Consider the following 16758-nt stretch of genomic DNA (forward strand, 5'->3'; position numbering starts at 1 on the left):
ACGGATGGACCGCCGCCTTTCTGAAGCGAGGACGTCCGTTTTTGCGTCTTCGCCCCTGCCCCCGGTTCTGGCCTCCGCCGCCATGCTAGAGGCCCAGTTCCTTATCCGCGTCCTTCAGGTGCTCAATCCAGAGCCGGGACACGGCCGGGCGGCTGCCCAGCCCCACCAGCACCGGCTTGGGCGCAATGCCCGCGGCGGAGAGCTTGCTGGCCCAGGAGTCGTCCTCCTTGCCCGCCATGTCGTTGTGGGCGTGGTCGCCCGCGACGCTCATGAGGGGCACGAGGTACGCGGTGCGCACGCCGTGGCGCTTCAGGGTCTGGATGGTGTCGTCGATTGTGGGCGCGCTTTCCACCGTGGCCACGTAGACGCCGGGGTCGAGCTTCCACAGGGCGAGCTGCAGGGCGGAGTAGGCGGCGTTGGCCGGATGTTCGGTGCCGTGGCCCATGAGCACCACGGCCTCGCCCTTCTTGTGCTGCGGCAGGGAGGGCAGAATGGCCTTGGCCGTGGCGTCGATGTCCTCCGGCCCATACAGCAGCGGGCGGCCCACGCTCACGTGCTTGATGCCCTTGGGCATGGCCTGGAAGGCCTCGGCCGTGGCCTTGATGTCGTTGTATTCGCGGCCGGGTATGGATTGCAGGGACTGCACGGCCACGTGGGTGAAGCCCTCGGCGGCCATGTCGGCCAGGGCCTGGGCCGGGGAGCGCTTGTGTATGCCTTCGCCCGCGATCTTGTCGCGGATGATCTTGGAGGAATAGGCCAGGCGCACGGGCACGCCCGGGAAGGCGGCCTCGGCCTGCTGCTTCAGCGAGTCGATGGCGGCCACGGCCTCGGGCACGCTGGTGCCGAAGGCCACCAGCAGGATGCCGTGCTTGGGCTCGGCGTGTTTTTTGTCTTCGCCCGCAAGGGCGGTCTGGCCCAGGGCCAGGCAAAGAGTCAGCGAGAGAACGGCGCGCAAGAGCGCGGCCAATGCGGTTTGACGCATGCGGAACCTCCACGATGGAGGGCGGGTGGGGGACAACAAAAAATCCCTTCCCGCAGAAATGGTGCGGAAAGGGATTCCCGTATTCGTCCCTTAGCATGTCCCGTCGGACAAAAGCCCTCGTTGCCGACGAGAAGCCATGACACAGTATCCGGCAGGTCTTCCGACTCACCCCATCGGCCCCGGCCTTCCCAGGAGTTTTCTCCCAGTGGCGCGCTAGGGGACCGATCGTTTGCGGGGCTCACGGCGGCGGGTCCGCTCCCGATTCACACGGGATTCCCTCTTCACCCCGCAGTTGCGGGGCACCGGACACAATAGTGGTTAGTCGGTCGGGGAAGGGGTGTCAAGCGGCGCGGGCGTGCGCCAATGAGCCGCATCAGCGGGGCGCGGCCACGAAGGGTGTCGGCAATGGGCGCTTGCGGGGCGTGCAAAGCAAGGGCGTCAATGGATGAGCGTCAATGGATGAGCTTAAAGGATGTGCATCAATGGATGGGGCGGCAAGCGGAGGCATCGTCGCAGGGCGTCAGCTACGGGCGGCGTGCGCCAATGAGCCGCATCAGCGGGGTGCGGGCGCCTCGACAGGCGCGGCCACGGGCGCGCTGACCTCGGCCAGCAGCTTTTCGATGTCGAGCACCAGGGCGTCGCTTTCGCCCATCATGCCGAAGCCCAGAATGGGCAGGGTGTAAATGTCCTGCACGGGCACCGTGAAGCCGGTGACCACCACCTGCTGTTGGCGCAGCACCTCGTCCACCAGCAGGGCCGCGCCGGCCTCGCCCATGCGCACGGTGATGATGAGTCCGCGCTCGATGCCCGGGCAGGAGTCGCCCAGGCCCAGGTGCCGGCACAGGCGCAGCAGGTGGAAGATCTGGCCGCGCACGCTCACGGCCTCGCTGCCGTCGGGCAGGGACACCAGGTCTTCGGCCTGGGGCGCGTATATCTCCAGCACGTCGCGCGAGGGCACGATGAGCGTCTCCGGTCCCACGCGGCACACAAGCGCGTCCACAATGCCCTCGTTCACCGAGCGCGAAAGCGGAATGGACAGGGTGAAGCGCGAGCCGGCGGCGGGCAGGTTCTCGATCTTGATGTCGCCGCCGAGGGTGGTGCGCACGGCGTTGGCCACGGCGTCCATGCCCACGCCCCGGCCGGAAACGTCGGTGACTTTCTCCGCCGTGGAGAAGCCGGAGGAGAGGATGAACTGGATGACCTCCTGGTCGGAGAGTTCCTGGCCGGGCTCCACCAGGCCGCGCTCTTGGGCTTTCTTCAAAATTTTCGCGGCGTTCAGGCCCCGGCCGTCGTCGCTCACCTCCACATAGGCCGTGTCGCCCTTGCGGTAGGCCGTCAGGTTGACCGCGCCGGTCTCGTCCTTGCCCGCGGCGGCGCGTTCCTCGGGCGTCTCCAGCCCGTGGTCCAGGGCGTTGCGCAACAGGTGCACCAGGGGTTCGTTCAGGCTTTCCACAATGGTCTTGTCCAGGGCCAGTTCATCGCCGGTGATGGTGAAGCGCACCTTCTTCTGCATCTTCTGGCTCAGGCTCTGCACCAGGCGGTTCATGGGCAAAAAGATCTGCTTCAGCGGCACCAGGCGGATGGCGTCCACCTGGGTCTGCAGGCCGGTGATGACCGTGTCGAGCTCGGCCAGGGTGGAGGCGGAGAGGGTGGCCCCGCGCATGCCGCTTTGGGAGAGCACCGCAAAGGTGACCATGAGCTTGCCCACCAGCTCGATCAGGCTGTCCAGGCGTTCGGTGGGCACGCGGATGCTGGTGATGCCCTGCTTGCTGGCGGCCAGGGCCTTTTCGGCGTGCTTGTCCGCGTCCTCGGCAGGGGGCTCGGCGGCAGGGGAGGCTGCGGCTTCGGGTTCCGCAACGGCCAGGGGAGCGCTCGCTTCGGCGGCCCGCGATTCCAGCACCGGCGGCGCTGTGGCGGTTTTCGGCTGGTCGAGCACGCCCGCCAGGGCGTACAGGAACTTCTTGTGCGCCTCGCACAGGCGCAACAGCGCGGTGACGATGGGCTCGTTGACCGGGGTTATGCCGTCGGCCAGCATGTCTAAAAGCGAAATGACCTGGGCCGAGGCCAGCTTGAGGTGCGAAAGGCCCAGGGCCTCCAGCACATGGGACACGTCGTTGGCTGTGGGCCGGCCGTCCTCCAGCAGAAGGATCTTCTCCTCCAGGGGGGCGATGCACTGGCGGATGTGGTCCCTCACTGGACGCTCCCCTCGGGCAGGCCGCATTCGACATCCCCGGCTTTGGCCACGGGCTGGATGACGGCGTCGAAGTCCCAGGCGTAGAAATTTTCGCGGCAGGCGCCGCACAGCCCGCGCACGCGGATGGTCCACATGCCGGCCAGGGCCGCGATGTCCTCCCACACGCCGGAGCCGAAGCTCTTCACCGCCGCGACATCCAGGACCACGGGCGTGGTTTGCGGCAGGCCGAGGATGGCGCCCACGATCTCATCGGCCTGAGACTTCTTGTGGATGCGCGGGCAGCTCAGGCGCAGCACTGTGGCCCCAGGCTCCTGCTCCACGGCGAGGCAATGGTCGCTGCTGGCCTTGGCCGTTTTGCCGCCCTCGCCCGCGGCGGCGGCAAGCACCTCGCACACGGCGTCTATCTCGGACTGGTCCGGCGCGCCAAGGTCGCGTATCTGCTCGATGACCGCGAACACGGAGTTGACGCCGTGCGCGGCCAGGGAAATGTTGTCGGCGCTGTGCTCCAGGGTGCCCGCCTGCAATTTTTTGAGGAAGCTCTCCACCTTGTGGGTGAAGGCGCTCGCGGCCTCGAACCCGGGCATGAAGCCGGTGACGCCCTTGATGGTGTGCAGGGGCCGGGCCAGCACCTCTATGCCCGCGGCCACTTCGCCGGCGCCAAGAAGCTCCAGGCCTTCCAGCACCTGGGGATAATACTTGTCGCCGACTTCGGCGAAGAATTCCTCGGACAGGGCGTCGCTCAAAAGAAAATCCTTTTTGACGGGCTTACGCCACGATGAAACCGAGTTTCTGGAGTTCTTCGAAGAGCTTGTCCTTGCGCACGGGCTTCACGATGTAGCCGGAGGCCACGCCATCGTGGAACGAGCGTATGACGGTCTTGGGGTCGTCGAGGGCCGTGGTCATGAGCACCTTCACGCTCGGCTTGCCGGGCAGGGTCTGCTCGTAGTCGCGTATTTTCTGCAGGGCCTCAAGGCCGTCCATCTCCGGCATCATGATGTCCATGAGCAGGAGTTCGTACGGCCGACCCTCGGCATGCGCAAGTTTGAAGGCCTCCAGCGCTTCGACGCCGTTGACCACCACGTCCACCTCGAACAGGGTGTTCAAAAACACGGAAAGCACCTTCCGGCCCAGAAATTCGTCTTCGGCTATAAGCGCTCGCATACCCTTCCTCCCACGGCGGACAGGCCGCTTGGTGTGTGTAATGTATTCGCGCAACCACCGAAAAAGTCAACAACAGATAGTGCAAGGCTCATGTTCTGCGCACTTGCGCGGGGGCAGTGTTGTGAGTACAAGCGCGCTCATGCGAGGCTTCATCTCACCCGAACGCGCGGCGCGTATTCACGGCGTGCTCTCCCGCCGTCAGACCGACGTCACGCTGGTCATGGACAACATTTGGAATCCGCACAATGTCTCCGCCATTTTGCGCAGTTGCGACGCCTTCGGGCTGTTCCGCATCCATTTGTATTACACCACGGAAAAATGGCCGGAGATGGGCACCAAGTCCTCGGCCTCGGCCAAAAAGTGGATTGAGCGCGTGGGCCACGAGTCCGCCCCGGAAATGCTCTCCGGCCTCAAGCAGGCGGGCATGCAGGTCATCCGCACCGGCTTTTCCGAAACCGCAAAGCCTCTTTACGACTTCGACTTCACCAAGCCCACGGCCGTGATCCTGAGCAACGAGCATCGCGGCGCGTCACCGGAACTCATCGACCAGGTGGCCGAGGAGCTTTACATTCCCATGCAGGGAATGGTGCAAAGCCTCAATGTTTCCGTGGCCGCGGCGGTCATTCTGTACGAGATGTTCTCCCAGCGCCGGCGCGCGGGGCTCCTGGACACTCCGGCCCTGTCCCCGGAGGAATTGGAGGCTTTGGCCCTGGAGTGGAGCGACAAGTAGCGCCGAGGCGCTGCGATGCCTGAACCGCCGGCGCCTTTGGCTTTCGGCGGTTGGCCCGCCGGGTCGCCTTCGGCCCAGGGTTCCGGAAAGCTCCATATGGAAAGAGGCTGCGCACGTGCGCGGCGGACGAAAAAGCATGAACGGCCTGGAAGCGATTCCGGGCCGTTTTTTTGCGGCTTGCGGAATCCGCGCAAACTCGGCCGGCTTTGCGCAGGAAGCGCACGGGGTGGGGCCACGCCATGACTTCCGGCAGGACGGCGACAGCGGGCGCGCCCGGCGTGTGCGGTGCCGTTCACGGGCTTTGCCGCGCAGGAACGGGTCCCGGCAGGGGCGCGGCAGGCATTCGCCTGTGCGGGATGTCTGGCGGGCTGGCTCGGCGGGGCTGGCTCGGCGCGGCGGGGGACGCCGGTGGGCGGGCGCGGGAACGCCTGGGCCACCTGGGCAAGGGACCCGCGTGGGCACGCGCGCGTATGGCGTCGCGCCGGCATGATTGTGAGCGGAGAGGCGAAGAACCCGTGGCCGAGGGCGGCTGGATGGGCGTTTTGCCGCAGCGCCAGGCGCCGCATAAAAGAAAACCGACCGAACCACCCCACGCAATCGGCGGGGCGGTCCGGACGGTCATTCTGCAAACATCAAGGCTGCCGGGCGAACCCGGCCCAAGGGCCTAGTGGTGGCCTTCTTTCTTGCCCTGCTGGATGCGGATGAAGGCCACGGTGATGATCCAGGCCAGATAGATGAAGATGAGGGAAACGCCGACGGTTCCCTGGCTGGTGCTGTGGGCCATGTCTTTCAAAAGTTCGCCGAGCATGGATCAATCCTCCGGATTTTCTTACCTGGCCTTTGCAAGCCAAGGCGCGCCTATTTCACGCGATCGCCGGGAAATGTCAAGGGGGGTCTCCGGCTTGGCTAAAGGCGAAGCCCCTTGCCAGCGAGACGCCGGGCGCGTTACTGTGGTCCGACAGAATTTTCGCCACGGAGGCGCACATGACCGAAAAACCCCGCATTGTCGTGCTCGACGCGTTCACCATGGGCCAGGACGTCTCCTGGGAGGGCATAGCCAGCCAGGGCGAACTGCACCTGTACGACCGCACCCAGCCCGCGCAGCTTTTGGAGCGGGCCAAGGGCGCGCAGGTGCTGCTCACCAACAAGACCGTGCTGGACCGCGCCGCCATAGAGGCCCTGCCGGACCTGCAATGCATCTGCGTGCTGGCCACGGGCTACAACGTCATCGACCTTGCGGCCGCGGCGGCGCGGGGCATTCCCGTGTGCAACGCGCCGGGCTATTCGCCGCCCGCCGTGGCGCAGCACGTCATGGCCGTGGTGCTGGAGCTGTTCACCCATGTTTCGCTGCACGCCCGCGCCGTGCGCGACGGCCGCTGGAGCTCGCAGCCGGACTTCTGCGTGTGGGACGAGCCCATTGTGGAGCTGGCGGGCAAGACCTTCGGCGTGGTGGGCTTCGGGGCCATCGGCAACCGCGTGGCCGAGCTGGCCAACGCCTTCGGCATGCGCGTGCTGGCCCACGTGCCGCGCCCCAAGGAGCTGCCGCCCTACGGCCCCTTCGACTTCGTCTCGCTGGACGCGCTTTTCGAGGAGTCCGACGTGGTGAGCCTGCACTGCCCGCTGACCGCCGAGAACGAGAACATGGTCGACGCGCGCCTGCTTTCGCTCATGAAGCCCACAGCCTACCTGGTGAACACCGCGCGCGGGCCGCTGGTGGACGAGGCCGCGCTCGCCGCCGCGCTTTCGGCCGGCAAGCTCGCCGGGGCCGCCCTCGACGTGGTGCGCCAGGAGCCCATCCAGCCAGAGAACCCGCTGCTTTCCGCCCCGAACTGCCTCATCACCCCGCATGTGGCCTGGGCCAGCCGCGAGGCGCGCGGGCGGCTTTTGCGCATCGTCGCCCAGAACCTGGGCGCGTTTTTGCGCGGCACGCCGCAAAACGTGGTGAACGGCGTGGGCTAGCGGGGGCTCCATGAATACAACGCCCACCGCGGTCACTTGGCGCTGCAGGGGCTGCGCCGGTGAGCCAAATCAACGGCGCAGCACACAACGTCCGTGGATATCATGGTCCGTGGATATCATGGCTAGCGGGCGGGCAGGGCGGCCAAGGCAAGAGCCCGGTGCCGGGTCGCAAGAGCCGCCCCATGACTTTACAGCGACACGGAAGCTGTGTCATTCGTGACATCTGACAATTCCCAAACCTGTCTCTTCGACCTCTGTCCCTTTTGACCAACCCGGAGGAACGCCATGCGTAAATTTTCCTTTGTTCTCGGCCTTGTGGCCATGCTGGCCTTTGCTGGCAACGCCGCCGCCGCGGAAGCCATCCTGGTGGGCACCACCACCAGCACCGCCGACACCGGCCTGCTCGACTACCTGGCGCCGAAGATTTTGAAAGACACCGGCCTCGACATGCGCTGGATCGCCGTGGGCACGGGCAAGGCCCTGGAGCACGGCAAGAACTGCGACGTGGACATCCTCATGGTGCACGCCCCGGGCGCGGAGAAGAAATTCATCGCCGACGGCAACGGCGTGAGCCGCACGGAGTTCATGTACAACGACTTCGTGCTGGTGGGCCCGGCCAAGGACCCCGCCAAGATCAAGGGCAAGAGCGCGGCCGATGCGCTGAAGACCATCGCGGCGGCCAAGGCCTCCTTCGCCAGCCGCGGCGACGACTCCGGCACGGACAAGCTGGAGAAGAGCCTGTGGAAGAACGCCGGCCTCGCCCCGGACAAGGAGTCCTGGTACATCCAGGTGGGCCAGGGCATGCTCGTCACCCTGCGCATGGCGGCCGAGCGCGGCGCCTACACCATCACCGACCGCGGCACCTGGATCGCCTTTGAGGCCAAGGAGCACCACTCCGGCCTGGTCGTCGTTTCCGAGGGCGACATGGCCCTGCGCAACCAGTACAGCATCATCCTGCTGCCGCCCAAGTGCTCCAAGATCAAGCACGAGGCCGCCAAGAAGCTGCAGGCCTGGTTCGTCTCCAAGACCGGGCAGAAGGCCATCGCCGACTTCAAGGTCGAGGGCAAGCAGCTCTTCACGCCCAACGCGGCCGGCGCGGCCAAATAGGCCGGGCGGAAGCGCGCGGCAGTGGACTACTTCAGCGAAGGCTTCGCCAGGGCCGTCGAACTGCTGTTGAGCCTGGACCCGGAGACATTCTCCGCGGTGTGGGCCACGGCGGCGGTGACGGCCCTGGCGCTCGCCGCAAGCCTGACCATCGGACTGCCCCTGGGTTTCGCCCTGGGGCATTTCCGCTTTCCCGGCCGCCGCGTGGCGCGGCTGTTCGTGGACTGGATGCTCTCGCTGCCCACGGTGGTCATCGGGCTCATCGTCTACGCCCTGTTCACCACGCGCGGGCCGCTGGGCGAGTGGGGGCTGCTGTTCACCGTACAGGGCATGGGCATCGGCCTCACGCTGCTCGGCCTGCCCATCATCATCGCCATGACCGCCACGGCTGTGGAGTCCACGGACGTGCGCCTGACCGAGACCGTGCTCTCCCTCGGCGCGGACAGGATGCAGCTGCTCTTCGCCACGCTTTCCGAGGCGCGCTTCGCCATGGCGCTCGCCGCGGCCTCGGCCTTTGGCCGCATCGTCTCCGAGGTCGGCATCGCCATGATGGTCGGCGGCAACATCAAATGGCACACGCGCACCATCACCACGGCCATTGCGCTGGAGACCGGCAAGGGCGAGTTCGCCACGGGCATTGCGCTGGGCATCGTGCTCATGCTGGTGGCGCTGGTGGTGAATTTGCTGGTGGCGCTGCTGCGCCGGAGGGCCGGGGCATGAGCGCGCCGCTGTATCAGCTGCGCGGCGTCGAGGCCGCCTACGCCGGGGAGCAAAGCGTGCTCCACGTGCCCGGGCTCGACATTGCGCGCGGCGAGATTCTGGGCCTGGCCGGCCACAACGGCAGCGGCAAAAGCACGCTGCTCAAGCTGCTGGGATTTTTGATGAACGCCCGTGCGGGCAGCATGGTTTTCGATGGCGGGCTTGTGGATCATGCGGCCCTGCGCTCCGGGCATTTGCTGCGGCGCAAGGCCGTGCTGCTGGGGCAGGACACCTGCCTGCTCAAGCGCAGCGTGGCCGCCAACGTGGCCTATGGCCTCAAGCTGCGCGGCCAGCCCGCGCCCAGGCAGCGCATCGCCCAGGCGCTGGCCCTGGTGGGGCTCGATTTCGCCCAGTACGGCGGACGGCCCTGGATGCGGCTTTCCGGCGGCGAGGCCCGGCGCGTGGCCCTGGCTGCCCGGCTGATCCTTGATCCCCTGGCGCTCTTGCTCGACGAGCCCACCACCGGCCTGGACCGCGCCAGCACGGAGCACGTGAAGCGCGCCGTCTTGAGCGCGCGCGCGAACCACGGCGCCACGCTGGTCATCGTCAGCCACGACATGGCCTGGCTTTCGTCCTGCGCGGACAGGGTGCTGACCCTGGAAGAGGGCCGCATCATCGGCGGCTTGTAAGCCCGCCTGCGGAAAGACGCCCAGGCGCTGCCTGCCCAGCCCTGCCCGCGCACATTCGCCAGCGGCCTCAAGGCCGCGGGAAGCCGGCCGCTGCTAAAACGCGGCCACCATGTCGTCGGAAATGGCGCGGTACACATCGGCCACCAGCACGATGCCCAGGACCTTGCCGTTTTCGGCCACGACGGCCCAGCCGCGCTTCTTGCGCAGAAAAAGCTCCAGCACCACGGGCAGGGGGTCTGTGGGCTTCAGCACGGGCACGTCGGGCTCCATGTGGCTGGCGAGCTCCGTGTGGGTGCACGCGGCGCTGGCCCGGGCAAAGGTCTTGTCGAAGTCTCCCTCTTTGGCCACCTTGAGCTCGGAGTCGCGCAGCACGCATTCGTCCAGCGCGGCCAGCACGTTCCATACGGAAATGGCGCCCTTGAGCGCGCCCTCGCGGCTGCCGGACTTGCCCAGCACGAGCACCACGTTGTTCTCCGGCGTCTTTTTCTGGCTCTCGCGCAGCGCGCGCACGGCCTGGGCCAGACTGGCGTTCTCGTCCACGCTGGCAAAGTCCTCGCGCATCAAATCCCAAGCCCTTTTGCGAAACAGCATGCGGCACTCCTGATGGTATCTTCCGCCCAATTGAGAGATCAACGCCGGGCGGTTATTCCCTATAGCCCGTCCGGCGGGGCCGAGGCAAGCGGGACGCGCCCGCGGGCCCGAGCGCGCCGGGCCTTGACAATCACCTTGCCAGACCGCACTCTGCGGACCATGAAGCGCGTTCTGACCCTTGCGGTCCTGCTGCTCGTTTTCGCCGCCGCGCCCCTCCGGGCCGAGATTCCCTTCGGACCCGGCGAGAAGCTCAGCTACGATCTCTATTGGACCTTCATCCTGGCGGGCAGCGCCACGCTGGAGACCTTGGCCGCGGAGCCCGTGGAGGGCCATCCTGCCACGCATTTTCGCGCCCTGGCGCAAAGCACGCCCTTTGTGGACAAGTTCTACAAGGTGCGCGACTCCATCGAGAGCTGGGTGGACCCCGGCGTGACCAGGGCCCTGCTGTACAAGAAAGACCAGAGCGAGGGCGACTACGTGCGGCACTATCTTGTGCGCTTCGACAAGAACGGCAACGTGGCCTACCGCTACAGCAAGGGCGCGCTCAAGAATGCGGTGACGATCCCCTACGGCACCTTCGACCCGCTCTCCATGCTCTTCTTGTTCCGCACCAAGGAGCTGCACGTGGGCATGGAGTTCGCCGCGCCCGTGACGGACGGCGAAAAGAGCATCACCGGCACGGCCAAGGTGGTGCGGCGCGAAACAATCAAAACAAAGGCGGGCGAGTTCGACACCCTGCTTGTGGAACCCGACGTGCGCAACATCGGCGGCGTGTTCCGCAAAAGCCCGGACGCGACCCTTCAGGTCTGGATCACCAACGACTCCCGGCGCATTCCCGTGCGCGTGAAGAGCAAGGTCGTGGTGGGCCACTTCTCCATGGAACTCACGGGGTATGAACCCCCGAAAAACAAGGCGGCGCATTGAAAAATTCTCGCAACGGCAAGTCCACCAAGGCAGCTCATCCCGGTTCCCGTCCGCACCGTCCCGCGCGGCAGGCGCCCAAGCCCGTGCGCGAGGCGCACCCGCTGGAGGGCAAGACCCTCGATCTGGCCATAGAGACCCTGGCCCTTGGCGGCGCAGGCGTGGCGCGGCTCACCGGCGATTGCGGCCTGGAGGGCGGCGCGGGCATGACCGTGTTCGTCGCGGGCGGCCTGCCCGGCTCCACGGTCACGGCGCGCATCACCAAAATGCACCGCCGCCACGCCGAGGCCCAGGCCGTGGCCGTCGTCACCCCCTCGCCCGACGCCGTGACGCCGTTCTGCCCGCATTTCGGCGTTTGCGGCGGGTGCACGCTGCAAAGCCTTGCGCCCGCGCGCCAGCTGTACTGGAAAGAACGCCAGATCGTGGACGCGCTCAAGCGCATCGGCCGGGTGGAGCCTGGAACGGTGCTGCCGGCCGTGGCCGCGCCCAGCACCACGGCCTTCCGCAACAAGATGGAGTTCGCCTTCCAGGGCTTGGGCGCTTCCCTGCGTCTGGGGCTGTACAGCAAGGCCGACACCGGCCGCGTGTTCGACCTGGAGGCCTGCCCGATCTTCCCCGCCGGCGGCTACGAGATTTTGGACGCCGTGCGCGCGGCCTGCCGCGAGGCCGGGCTTTCGGCCTACGAGCGCCGCACGGGCCAGGGTTTGCTGCGCCATCTGGTGCTGCGCCACAGCGTGCACCAGGACAAGTATCTGGCGCAGCTCATTACCGCGCCCGTGCCCGCGGACAGCGCCCCGGCGCTGGCCATTCTGGCCATGGGCGACGCGCTGCTGAAGCGCTTTCCCCGCCTGTCCGGCTTTGTCCACGCGCAGCGCGCCAAGGCCGACGGCCTGGCCCAGTCCGAGCGCACCCTCTTGGCCCTGGGCGAAAGCGCCCTCATCGAGACCCTTGAGGACGCGCGCTATTCCATCAGCGCCGACGCCTTTTTCCAGACCAGCACCGGCGGGGCGCTGGCCCTGTATTCCGCCGCGCGCGAGCTGGCCGACCTTGATCCCAAGGACGTGGTGTTCGACCTGTACTGCGGCGGCGGCGGCATCGCGCTCTTCCTCGCGCCCGCCTGCGCGCGCGTGCTGGGGCTGGAGATGAATCCCTCTGCCGTGGCCGACGCCGAGGCCAACGCCAAGCGCAACAGCGTGTCCAACTGCCGCTTTCTGCGCGCGGACCTGACCGGCGAAAGCGCCGTGCCGGAGCGCCTGCCCGAGGGCTTCGCCAAGCCGGACGTGGTCGTGGTGGACCCCCCGCGCGAGGGGCTGGACGCCGGCGTGGCGGCCTGGCTCAACCGCGTGCGGCCCTCGCGGCTGGTGTATGTCTCCTGCAATCCGGCCACCCTTGCGCGCGACGCCGGGCTCTTGGCCGAGGGCTACACCCTGGCCGCCGTGCGCGCCGTGGACCTGTTCCCGCACACGGCCCATGCCGAGTGCGTGGCCCTGTTCCAGCCCAAATAGCATGGTGCGGGGGCGTGCTTGCCCCCCTTGCCGCCTGGGCGGAAGCGCGCTAGGCTTCAGCTGTAGTTATTACCCCCGGAGGGATGGAACATGGCGGCCATAATCCGCAAGAGCCTGCTGCAATTGGTTTTTTCCGGCGCTTTTATGAAGCGCTGGAACGACCGCCTGCGCCCCATGGAGCTCATGGAGGTGGACAAGCAGGCCCACAAGATGATCGTGGCCTGGATGCTGCTCACCCGCATCACCGCGCACATGGACATGGACGAGCGCCTGGCCCTGGTGGAGGAGGTCGTCGAGGGCGGCATCTTCGACTACTTCTACCGCCTGGTCATCACCGACATCAAGCCGCCGGTATTCTACAAGATAAAGGCCAACCGCGAGGACTACCAGAAGCTCACCCAGTGGGTTTTGCCGCAGCTGAAGCCCCGGCTGGCCCCCCTGGGCGCGGCCTTTTGGGAGCGCATGACCGAGGCGCTGATGGAGCCGGAGGAGAAGACCCTGGCCCGGCGCATCCTCATGGCCGCGCACCTGTACGCCTCGTACTCCGAGTTCCGGGTGCTCAAGCCCCTGAACCCGCAGGACGAGGAGATGCCGGAGATCGAGGAGAGCTTCCGCACGCGGCTCAACGGGCTTACGGACATCCCCGGCGTGGCCGATCTCTTGGCCGGCACCAACGAGTTCAGCCGCTTCGCCGCGCGCGCGGGCCAGCTGCGCTTCCAGAAGCGCTGGTCGCAAACGCCCCGCGTACCGGAAACCACCGTGCTGGGGCACATGTTCCTGGTCGCCACCTACTCCTGGTTTTTCAGCGTGGAGGCGGGCGCCTGCCAGGCAAGGCGGCAGAACAACTTCTTCACCGGCCTGTTCCACGACCTGCCGGAGCTGCTCACCCGCGACATCATCTCGCCGGTGAAAAGCGCGGACGCCTCCATCGGCGAGCTCATCAAGCAGTATGAGAACCAGGAGCTGGAGCGCAAGATCCTCGGCCCGCTCAAGAACGGCAAGTGCGAGGATCTGGCCGAGCGCCTGTCGTACCTGCTGGGGCTGGAGGTCGGATCGGAGTTCATCGCCACCGTGCGCGAGGACGGCGAGGTGCGCAATGTTACCGAGGCCGACCTGCGAGGCCACATGAACCGCGACGAGCTCGACCCCAAGGACGGCCCGCTGCTCAAGATGTGCGACCGTCTGGCCGCGTTCATCGAGGCCGACACGGCCCTGCGCAACGGCATCAACAACGAGCAGCTGCATCAGGCCCGCTGGCGCATCCGCCAGATGTACGAGAACAGGCCCGAGGTCATGGGCATCCAGGTGGGCGCGCTCCTGGCGGACTTCGACTAGGGAACCCACAGAGCGCCATGCAGCAGCAGGACGAAACGCTTTCCCCGGCCCCTTCGCTGGCCCCGGGCCTGTACGTGGTGCCCACGCCCATAGGCAACGCGGGCGATCTTTCGCCGCGCGCGGCGGATGTTTTGTGCCGCGCCCACGTGGTGCTGGCCGAGGACACGCGCCGGGCCGGACTGTTCTTCCACCGCCAGGGACTTGCGCGCGCCCAGGGCCGCAGCGGCTTCTTCAGCCTGCACGAGCACAACGAGGCCGGGCGCATTCCGCAAGTCATGGAGATGATAGCGCAGGGCCAGGCCGTGGCGCTCATCAGCGACGCGGGCACCCCGGTGCTCTCCGACCCCGGCTACCGGCTGGTGCGCGCCTGCCGCCAGGGCGGGCTTTTCGTCACCTCGCTGCCGGGGCCCTTCGCCCCTGCCGTGGCGCTTTCCGCCTGCGGCCTGCCGCCCTCGCCCATGACCTTTCTGGGCTTTCTGCCCCGGCAGAAGGGCCAGGCGCAGCGGCTGCTCTCCCGCCATGCGGCCACGGGGGCGAGCCTGATCTTTTTTGAGCGCAAGGACCGTCTGGCCGCCACCCTGGCCCTGGCCGCGGGTGTGCTGGGCGACCGCGAGTTCGCCATCTGCCGGGAATTGACCAAGCAATACGAGGAGTTTATTCTTGGCCGCCTGGGCGCGCTCGGCGCGGTCAATCTGGACGTGCTGGGCGAGGTCACCGTGGTCATCGGGCCGGAGGCGCTGGGCGGCGGAATGCTCCCCTGCGCGGACGGCGAAGGCGAAGAATTGAGCGCGGAAGCCCTGCTGCAGCAAGCCCTGGCCGAGGAGCGCGAGCGCGGCGGCAAGCCCCGCGAGGTGGCCCGGCGCGTGGTGGAGCGTATGGCCGGGCGCATGCCCGGACTTTGTGTGAAGGATGTGTATGAGCTGCTCAAGCGATAAGCCCACCCGCACCCGGCCTGCCGATTTGGCGGTCACCCCGTCGGTCACTCCGTCGGTCACCCCGTCGGTTGCTCCGCAGGCAGCTCCGTCGGCAGGCTCGTCGACTGCTCCGCAGGACGGTCGGCAGGACGGTCGGCTGGCCAGCTCGTTGGACCGGGCCATTGCCCTGGCGCTGGAGAACCGCGCCCTGGACGCCGACGCCGTGCGGGCCGTGTGCGCATGCGCGGAGGCCGACCAGTCGCGCCTGTTGCCGCAGCTGCTGGAGGGCGCGCGCGCCGTGCGCCGCAAGCACCTTGGCCAAAAGCTTTCCCTCTGCGCCATCGTCAACGCCAAGAGCGGCGCCTGCACCGAGGACTGCGCCTTCTGCGCCCAGTCCTCCCGGCACAAGACCGACAGCCCGCGCCACGGCTTCCTCGCCCCCGAGGAGATAGGCCGCGCCGCGGCGGCCATGAAGGCCCGGGGCGCGCACCGCTTCGGCATCGTGGCCAGCGGCCTGACCCCCACCGGAGCCGAGTTCGAGAAGCTCCTGCGGGCCGTGGGCCTTGTGCGCGCGGCGGGCCTCGCGGCGGATGTCTCCGTGGGCGTGCTGACGCGCGAGCGGCTCCTGCGCCTCAAGGAGGCCGGGCTCGCCGGCGTGCACCACAACCTGGAGGTGGCGCGCAGCTTTTTCCCGCAGATCTGCACCACGCATTCCTACGAGGACGACGTCGAGGCCGTGCGCCTGGCCCTGGCCGAGGGGCTCTTCGTGTGCTCCGGCGGCATCTTCGGCCTGGGCGAGAGCGTCGCCCAGCGCGCCGAGCTTGCGGCCACCCTGCGCGAGCTGGGCGTGGGCAACGTGCCCATGAATTTTCTCATCCCCATTCTCGGCACGCGCATGGCGCACCGGCCGGTGCTTTCCCCGGCCGAGGCCCTGCACACCGTGGCGCTTTTCCGGCTCATGCTGCCCACGGCGCAGCTGCGCATCTGCGGCGGCCGGGGCACGGTGTTCGGCCCGTCCGGCGGCGCGGGCCAGCGCGCGCTGTTCGATTCCGGCGCCAGCGGGCTCATGATCGGCGACTACCTGACCATTGCGGGCGCGCCGCCCGAGGCCGACCTGGAGCTGGCCCGCGACATGGGCTTTTCGCTTTCGGAAACGGAGGCCTAGCTCCATGACGCTTCGGGAAAAATTCTGGAGCGAGCGGGGCAAGGCCTATCTGCGTTGTTTTTTGCGCACGTATCTTGTGGGGGCGTCCATGAACCCGCGCGGGCTCATGAGCATCGGCCTCTTGTACGCCATGCAGCCGGGGCTGTGGATCATCCACCACGAGCCCAAGGCGCGCGAGCAGGCGCTCAAGCGCTATGCCCGGCACTTCAGCTCGCATCCCTTCTGGGTGCCGTGCCTGGTGGGCATCTTTCTGGCCGTGGAGGCGGACATCGCCGGGCGCAGGCTCCCGCCGGAGGCGCTGGAAAAGGTCAAGAACACCACGAGCTACACCCTTTCGGCCATCGGCGATTCGGTGTTCGCGGGCAGCCTGCTCATCTTCTGGGCGCTGGCCACCACCTGCCTGCTGCTGCTGGGCCAGCGGGCGCTGCCGTTCACCATGGGGCTTTTCTTTTTTCTTGGATTGCAGGCTTTCCGCGTGTACACTTTTCTTGGTGGCGTCCGTAGAGGCTTCAGCTTTCTTTCAGAGCTGAAGCGCTGGGATCTCATCAACTGGGGTCGGCGCATCAAGTTTGTGAACGCCGCCCTTTTGCTGTGCCTGTGGGCGCTGCTGTTTCCCATGGGAGACGCCGCGTCGTGGGGCTGGGGCATGGGCGCGCTGGCCCTTGCCGGGCTTCTTTCCATACGGCCCGTACTGCCGCGCTGGGTGGTGGCGGGGGTCGTTCTGGCCGTGTTGACGGCCATTCCCTGGCTGATGCAGCGAGCCAGCGGTCTGCCCCCGGTGGGCATGCCGTGAGGCGGGTACCATGCGT

At 67.3% G+C, this 16758-nt stretch carries 17 protein-coding genes and 1 riboswitch; of the genes, 11 read left to right on the forward strand and 6 right to left on the reverse strand.

Annotated features, from left to right (window positions below):
• Positions 1–85: 85 nt before the first annotated feature.
• The 4 genes from ACYQ4W_RS01260 to ACYQ4W_RS01275 all read right to left on the reverse strand — a co-directional run bounded on the left by ACYQ4W_RS01260 (position 86) and on the right by ACYQ4W_RS01275 (position 4337).
• Positions 86–982, reverse strand: coding sequence for a sirohydrochlorin cobaltochelatase (locus tag ACYQ4W_RS01260; RefSeq protein ID WP_459851933.1), 897 nt, complete (start codon positions 980–982; stop codon positions 86–88).
• A 133-nt stretch (positions 983–1115) separates the two neighbouring features.
• A riboswitch (cobalamin riboswitch) is annotated at positions 1116–1304 on the reverse strand.
• A gap of 231 nt (positions 1305–1535) precedes the next feature.
• A complete protein-coding gene (locus tag ACYQ4W_RS01265; protein ID WP_459851936.1) occupies positions 1536–3176 on the reverse strand; it encodes a chemotaxis protein CheA in 1641 nt (546 codons plus the stop codon).
• Entirely contained in the window at positions 3173–3919 is a 747-nt protein-coding gene (locus ACYQ4W_RS01270) for an Hpt domain-containing protein (RefSeq protein WP_459851938.1), read from the reverse strand. Before ACYQ4W_RS01270 ends, ACYQ4W_RS01265 begins: the two co-directional genes overlap by 4 nt.
• A gap of 22 nt (positions 3920–3941) precedes the next feature.
• Positions 3942–4337, reverse strand: a complete 396-nt coding sequence (locus ACYQ4W_RS01275) for a response regulator (RefSeq protein WP_459851941.1) — start codon at positions 4335–4337, stop codon at positions 3942–3944.
• A gap of 139 nt (positions 4338–4476) precedes the next feature.
• Here ACYQ4W_RS01275 and ACYQ4W_RS01280 point away from each other — a divergent pair, with 139 nt between their 5' ends.
• On the forward strand, positions 4477–5067 hold the full coding sequence (locus ACYQ4W_RS01280) for a TrmH family RNA methyltransferase (protein ID WP_459851943.1): 591 nt from the start codon (positions 4477–4479) through the stop codon (positions 5065–5067).
• A gap of 664 nt (positions 5068–5731) precedes the next feature.
• Here ACYQ4W_RS01280 and ACYQ4W_RS01285 read toward each other — a convergent pair.
• Positions 5732–5875 carry a hypothetical protein gene (locus ACYQ4W_RS01285; RefSeq protein ID WP_459851945.1) on the reverse strand — a complete coding sequence of 48 codons (144 nt, stop codon included), beginning with the start codon at positions 5873–5875 and terminating at the stop codon, positions 5732–5734.
• Between the two features lie 176 nt (positions 5876–6051).
• Between ACYQ4W_RS01285 and ACYQ4W_RS01290 the strand changes: the two genes are divergently transcribed.
• The 4 genes from ACYQ4W_RS01290 (at position 6052) to ACYQ4W_RS01305 (ending at position 9518) form a co-directional block, all read left to right on the forward strand.
• Positions 6052–7026 carry a D-2-hydroxyacid dehydrogenase gene (locus ACYQ4W_RS01290; protein WP_459851948.1) on the forward strand — a complete coding sequence of 325 codons (975 nt, stop codon included), beginning with the start codon at positions 6052–6054 and terminating at the stop codon, positions 7024–7026.
• Between the two features lie 285 nt (positions 7027–7311).
• The gene (locus ACYQ4W_RS01295; RefSeq protein WP_459851950.1) at positions 7312–8133 is read left to right on the forward strand and encodes an ABC transporter substrate-binding protein; all 822 of its coding nucleotides are present in this window, start codon (positions 7312–7314) and stop codon (positions 8131–8133) included.
• 21 nt (positions 8134–8154) lie between these two features.
• Complete coding sequence (locus ACYQ4W_RS01300; protein ID WP_459851952.1) at positions 8155–8850, forward strand: ABC transporter permease; 696 nt, start codon at positions 8155–8157, stop codon at positions 8848–8850.
• Complete coding sequence (locus tag ACYQ4W_RS01305; RefSeq protein ID WP_459851954.1) at positions 8847–9518, forward strand: energy-coupling factor ABC transporter ATP-binding protein; 672 nt, start codon at positions 8847–8849, stop codon at positions 9516–9518. The genes ACYQ4W_RS01300 and ACYQ4W_RS01305 overlap by 4 nt, the downstream gene beginning before the upstream one ends.
• A gap of 93 nt (positions 9519–9611) precedes the next feature.
• On the opposite strand, the gene ACYQ4W_RS01310 is transcribed toward ACYQ4W_RS01305, so the two are convergent.
• A complete protein-coding gene (locus ACYQ4W_RS01310; protein ID WP_459851957.1) occupies positions 9612–10109 on the reverse strand; it encodes a CBS domain-containing protein in 498 nt (165 codons plus the stop codon).
• Positions 10110–10268: 159 nt separating this feature from the next.
• Here ACYQ4W_RS01310 and ACYQ4W_RS01315 point away from each other — a divergent pair, with 159 nt between their 5' ends.
• The 6 genes from ACYQ4W_RS01315 (at position 10269) to ACYQ4W_RS01340 (ending at position 16742) form a co-directional block, all read left to right on the forward strand.
• Positions 10269–11033: a DUF3108 domain-containing protein gene (locus ACYQ4W_RS01315; RefSeq protein WP_459851960.1), complete on the forward strand. Its 765-nt coding sequence runs from the start codon at positions 10269–10271 to the stop codon at positions 11031–11033.
• A complete protein-coding gene (gene rlmD, locus ACYQ4W_RS01320; protein WP_459851962.1) occupies positions 11030–12535 on the forward strand; it encodes a 23S rRNA (uracil(1939)-C(5))-methyltransferase RlmD in 1506 nt (501 codons plus the stop codon). Before ACYQ4W_RS01315 ends, rlmD begins: the two co-directional genes overlap by 4 nt.
• 90 nt (positions 12536–12625) lie before the next feature.
• Positions 12626–13870 carry an HD domain-containing protein gene (locus ACYQ4W_RS01325; RefSeq protein ID WP_459851964.1) on the forward strand — a complete coding sequence of 415 codons (1245 nt, stop codon included), beginning with the start codon at positions 12626–12628 and terminating at the stop codon, positions 13868–13870.
• A gap of 17 nt (positions 13871–13887) precedes the next feature.
• The gene (gene rsmI / locus ACYQ4W_RS01330; RefSeq protein WP_459851966.1) at positions 13888–14805 is read left to right on the forward strand and encodes a 16S rRNA (cytidine(1402)-2'-O)-methyltransferase; all 918 of its coding nucleotides are present in this window, start codon (positions 13888–13890) and stop codon (positions 14803–14805) included.
• A complete protein-coding gene (bioB, locus tag ACYQ4W_RS01335) occupies positions 14786–15949 on the forward strand; it encodes a biotin synthase BioB (RefSeq protein WP_459851968.1) in 1164 nt (387 codons plus the stop codon). The genes rsmI and bioB overlap by 20 nt, the downstream gene beginning before the upstream one ends.
• 4 nt (positions 15950–15953) lie before the next feature.
• Complete coding sequence (locus tag ACYQ4W_RS01340) at positions 15954–16742, forward strand: PTS system mannose/fructose/sorbose family transporter subunit IID (protein ID WP_459851970.1); 789 nt, start codon at positions 15954–15956, stop codon at positions 16740–16742.
• Positions 16743–16758: the final 16 nt, after the last annotated feature.

It is taken from the genome of Humidesulfovibrio idahonensis, assembly GCF_054657715.1.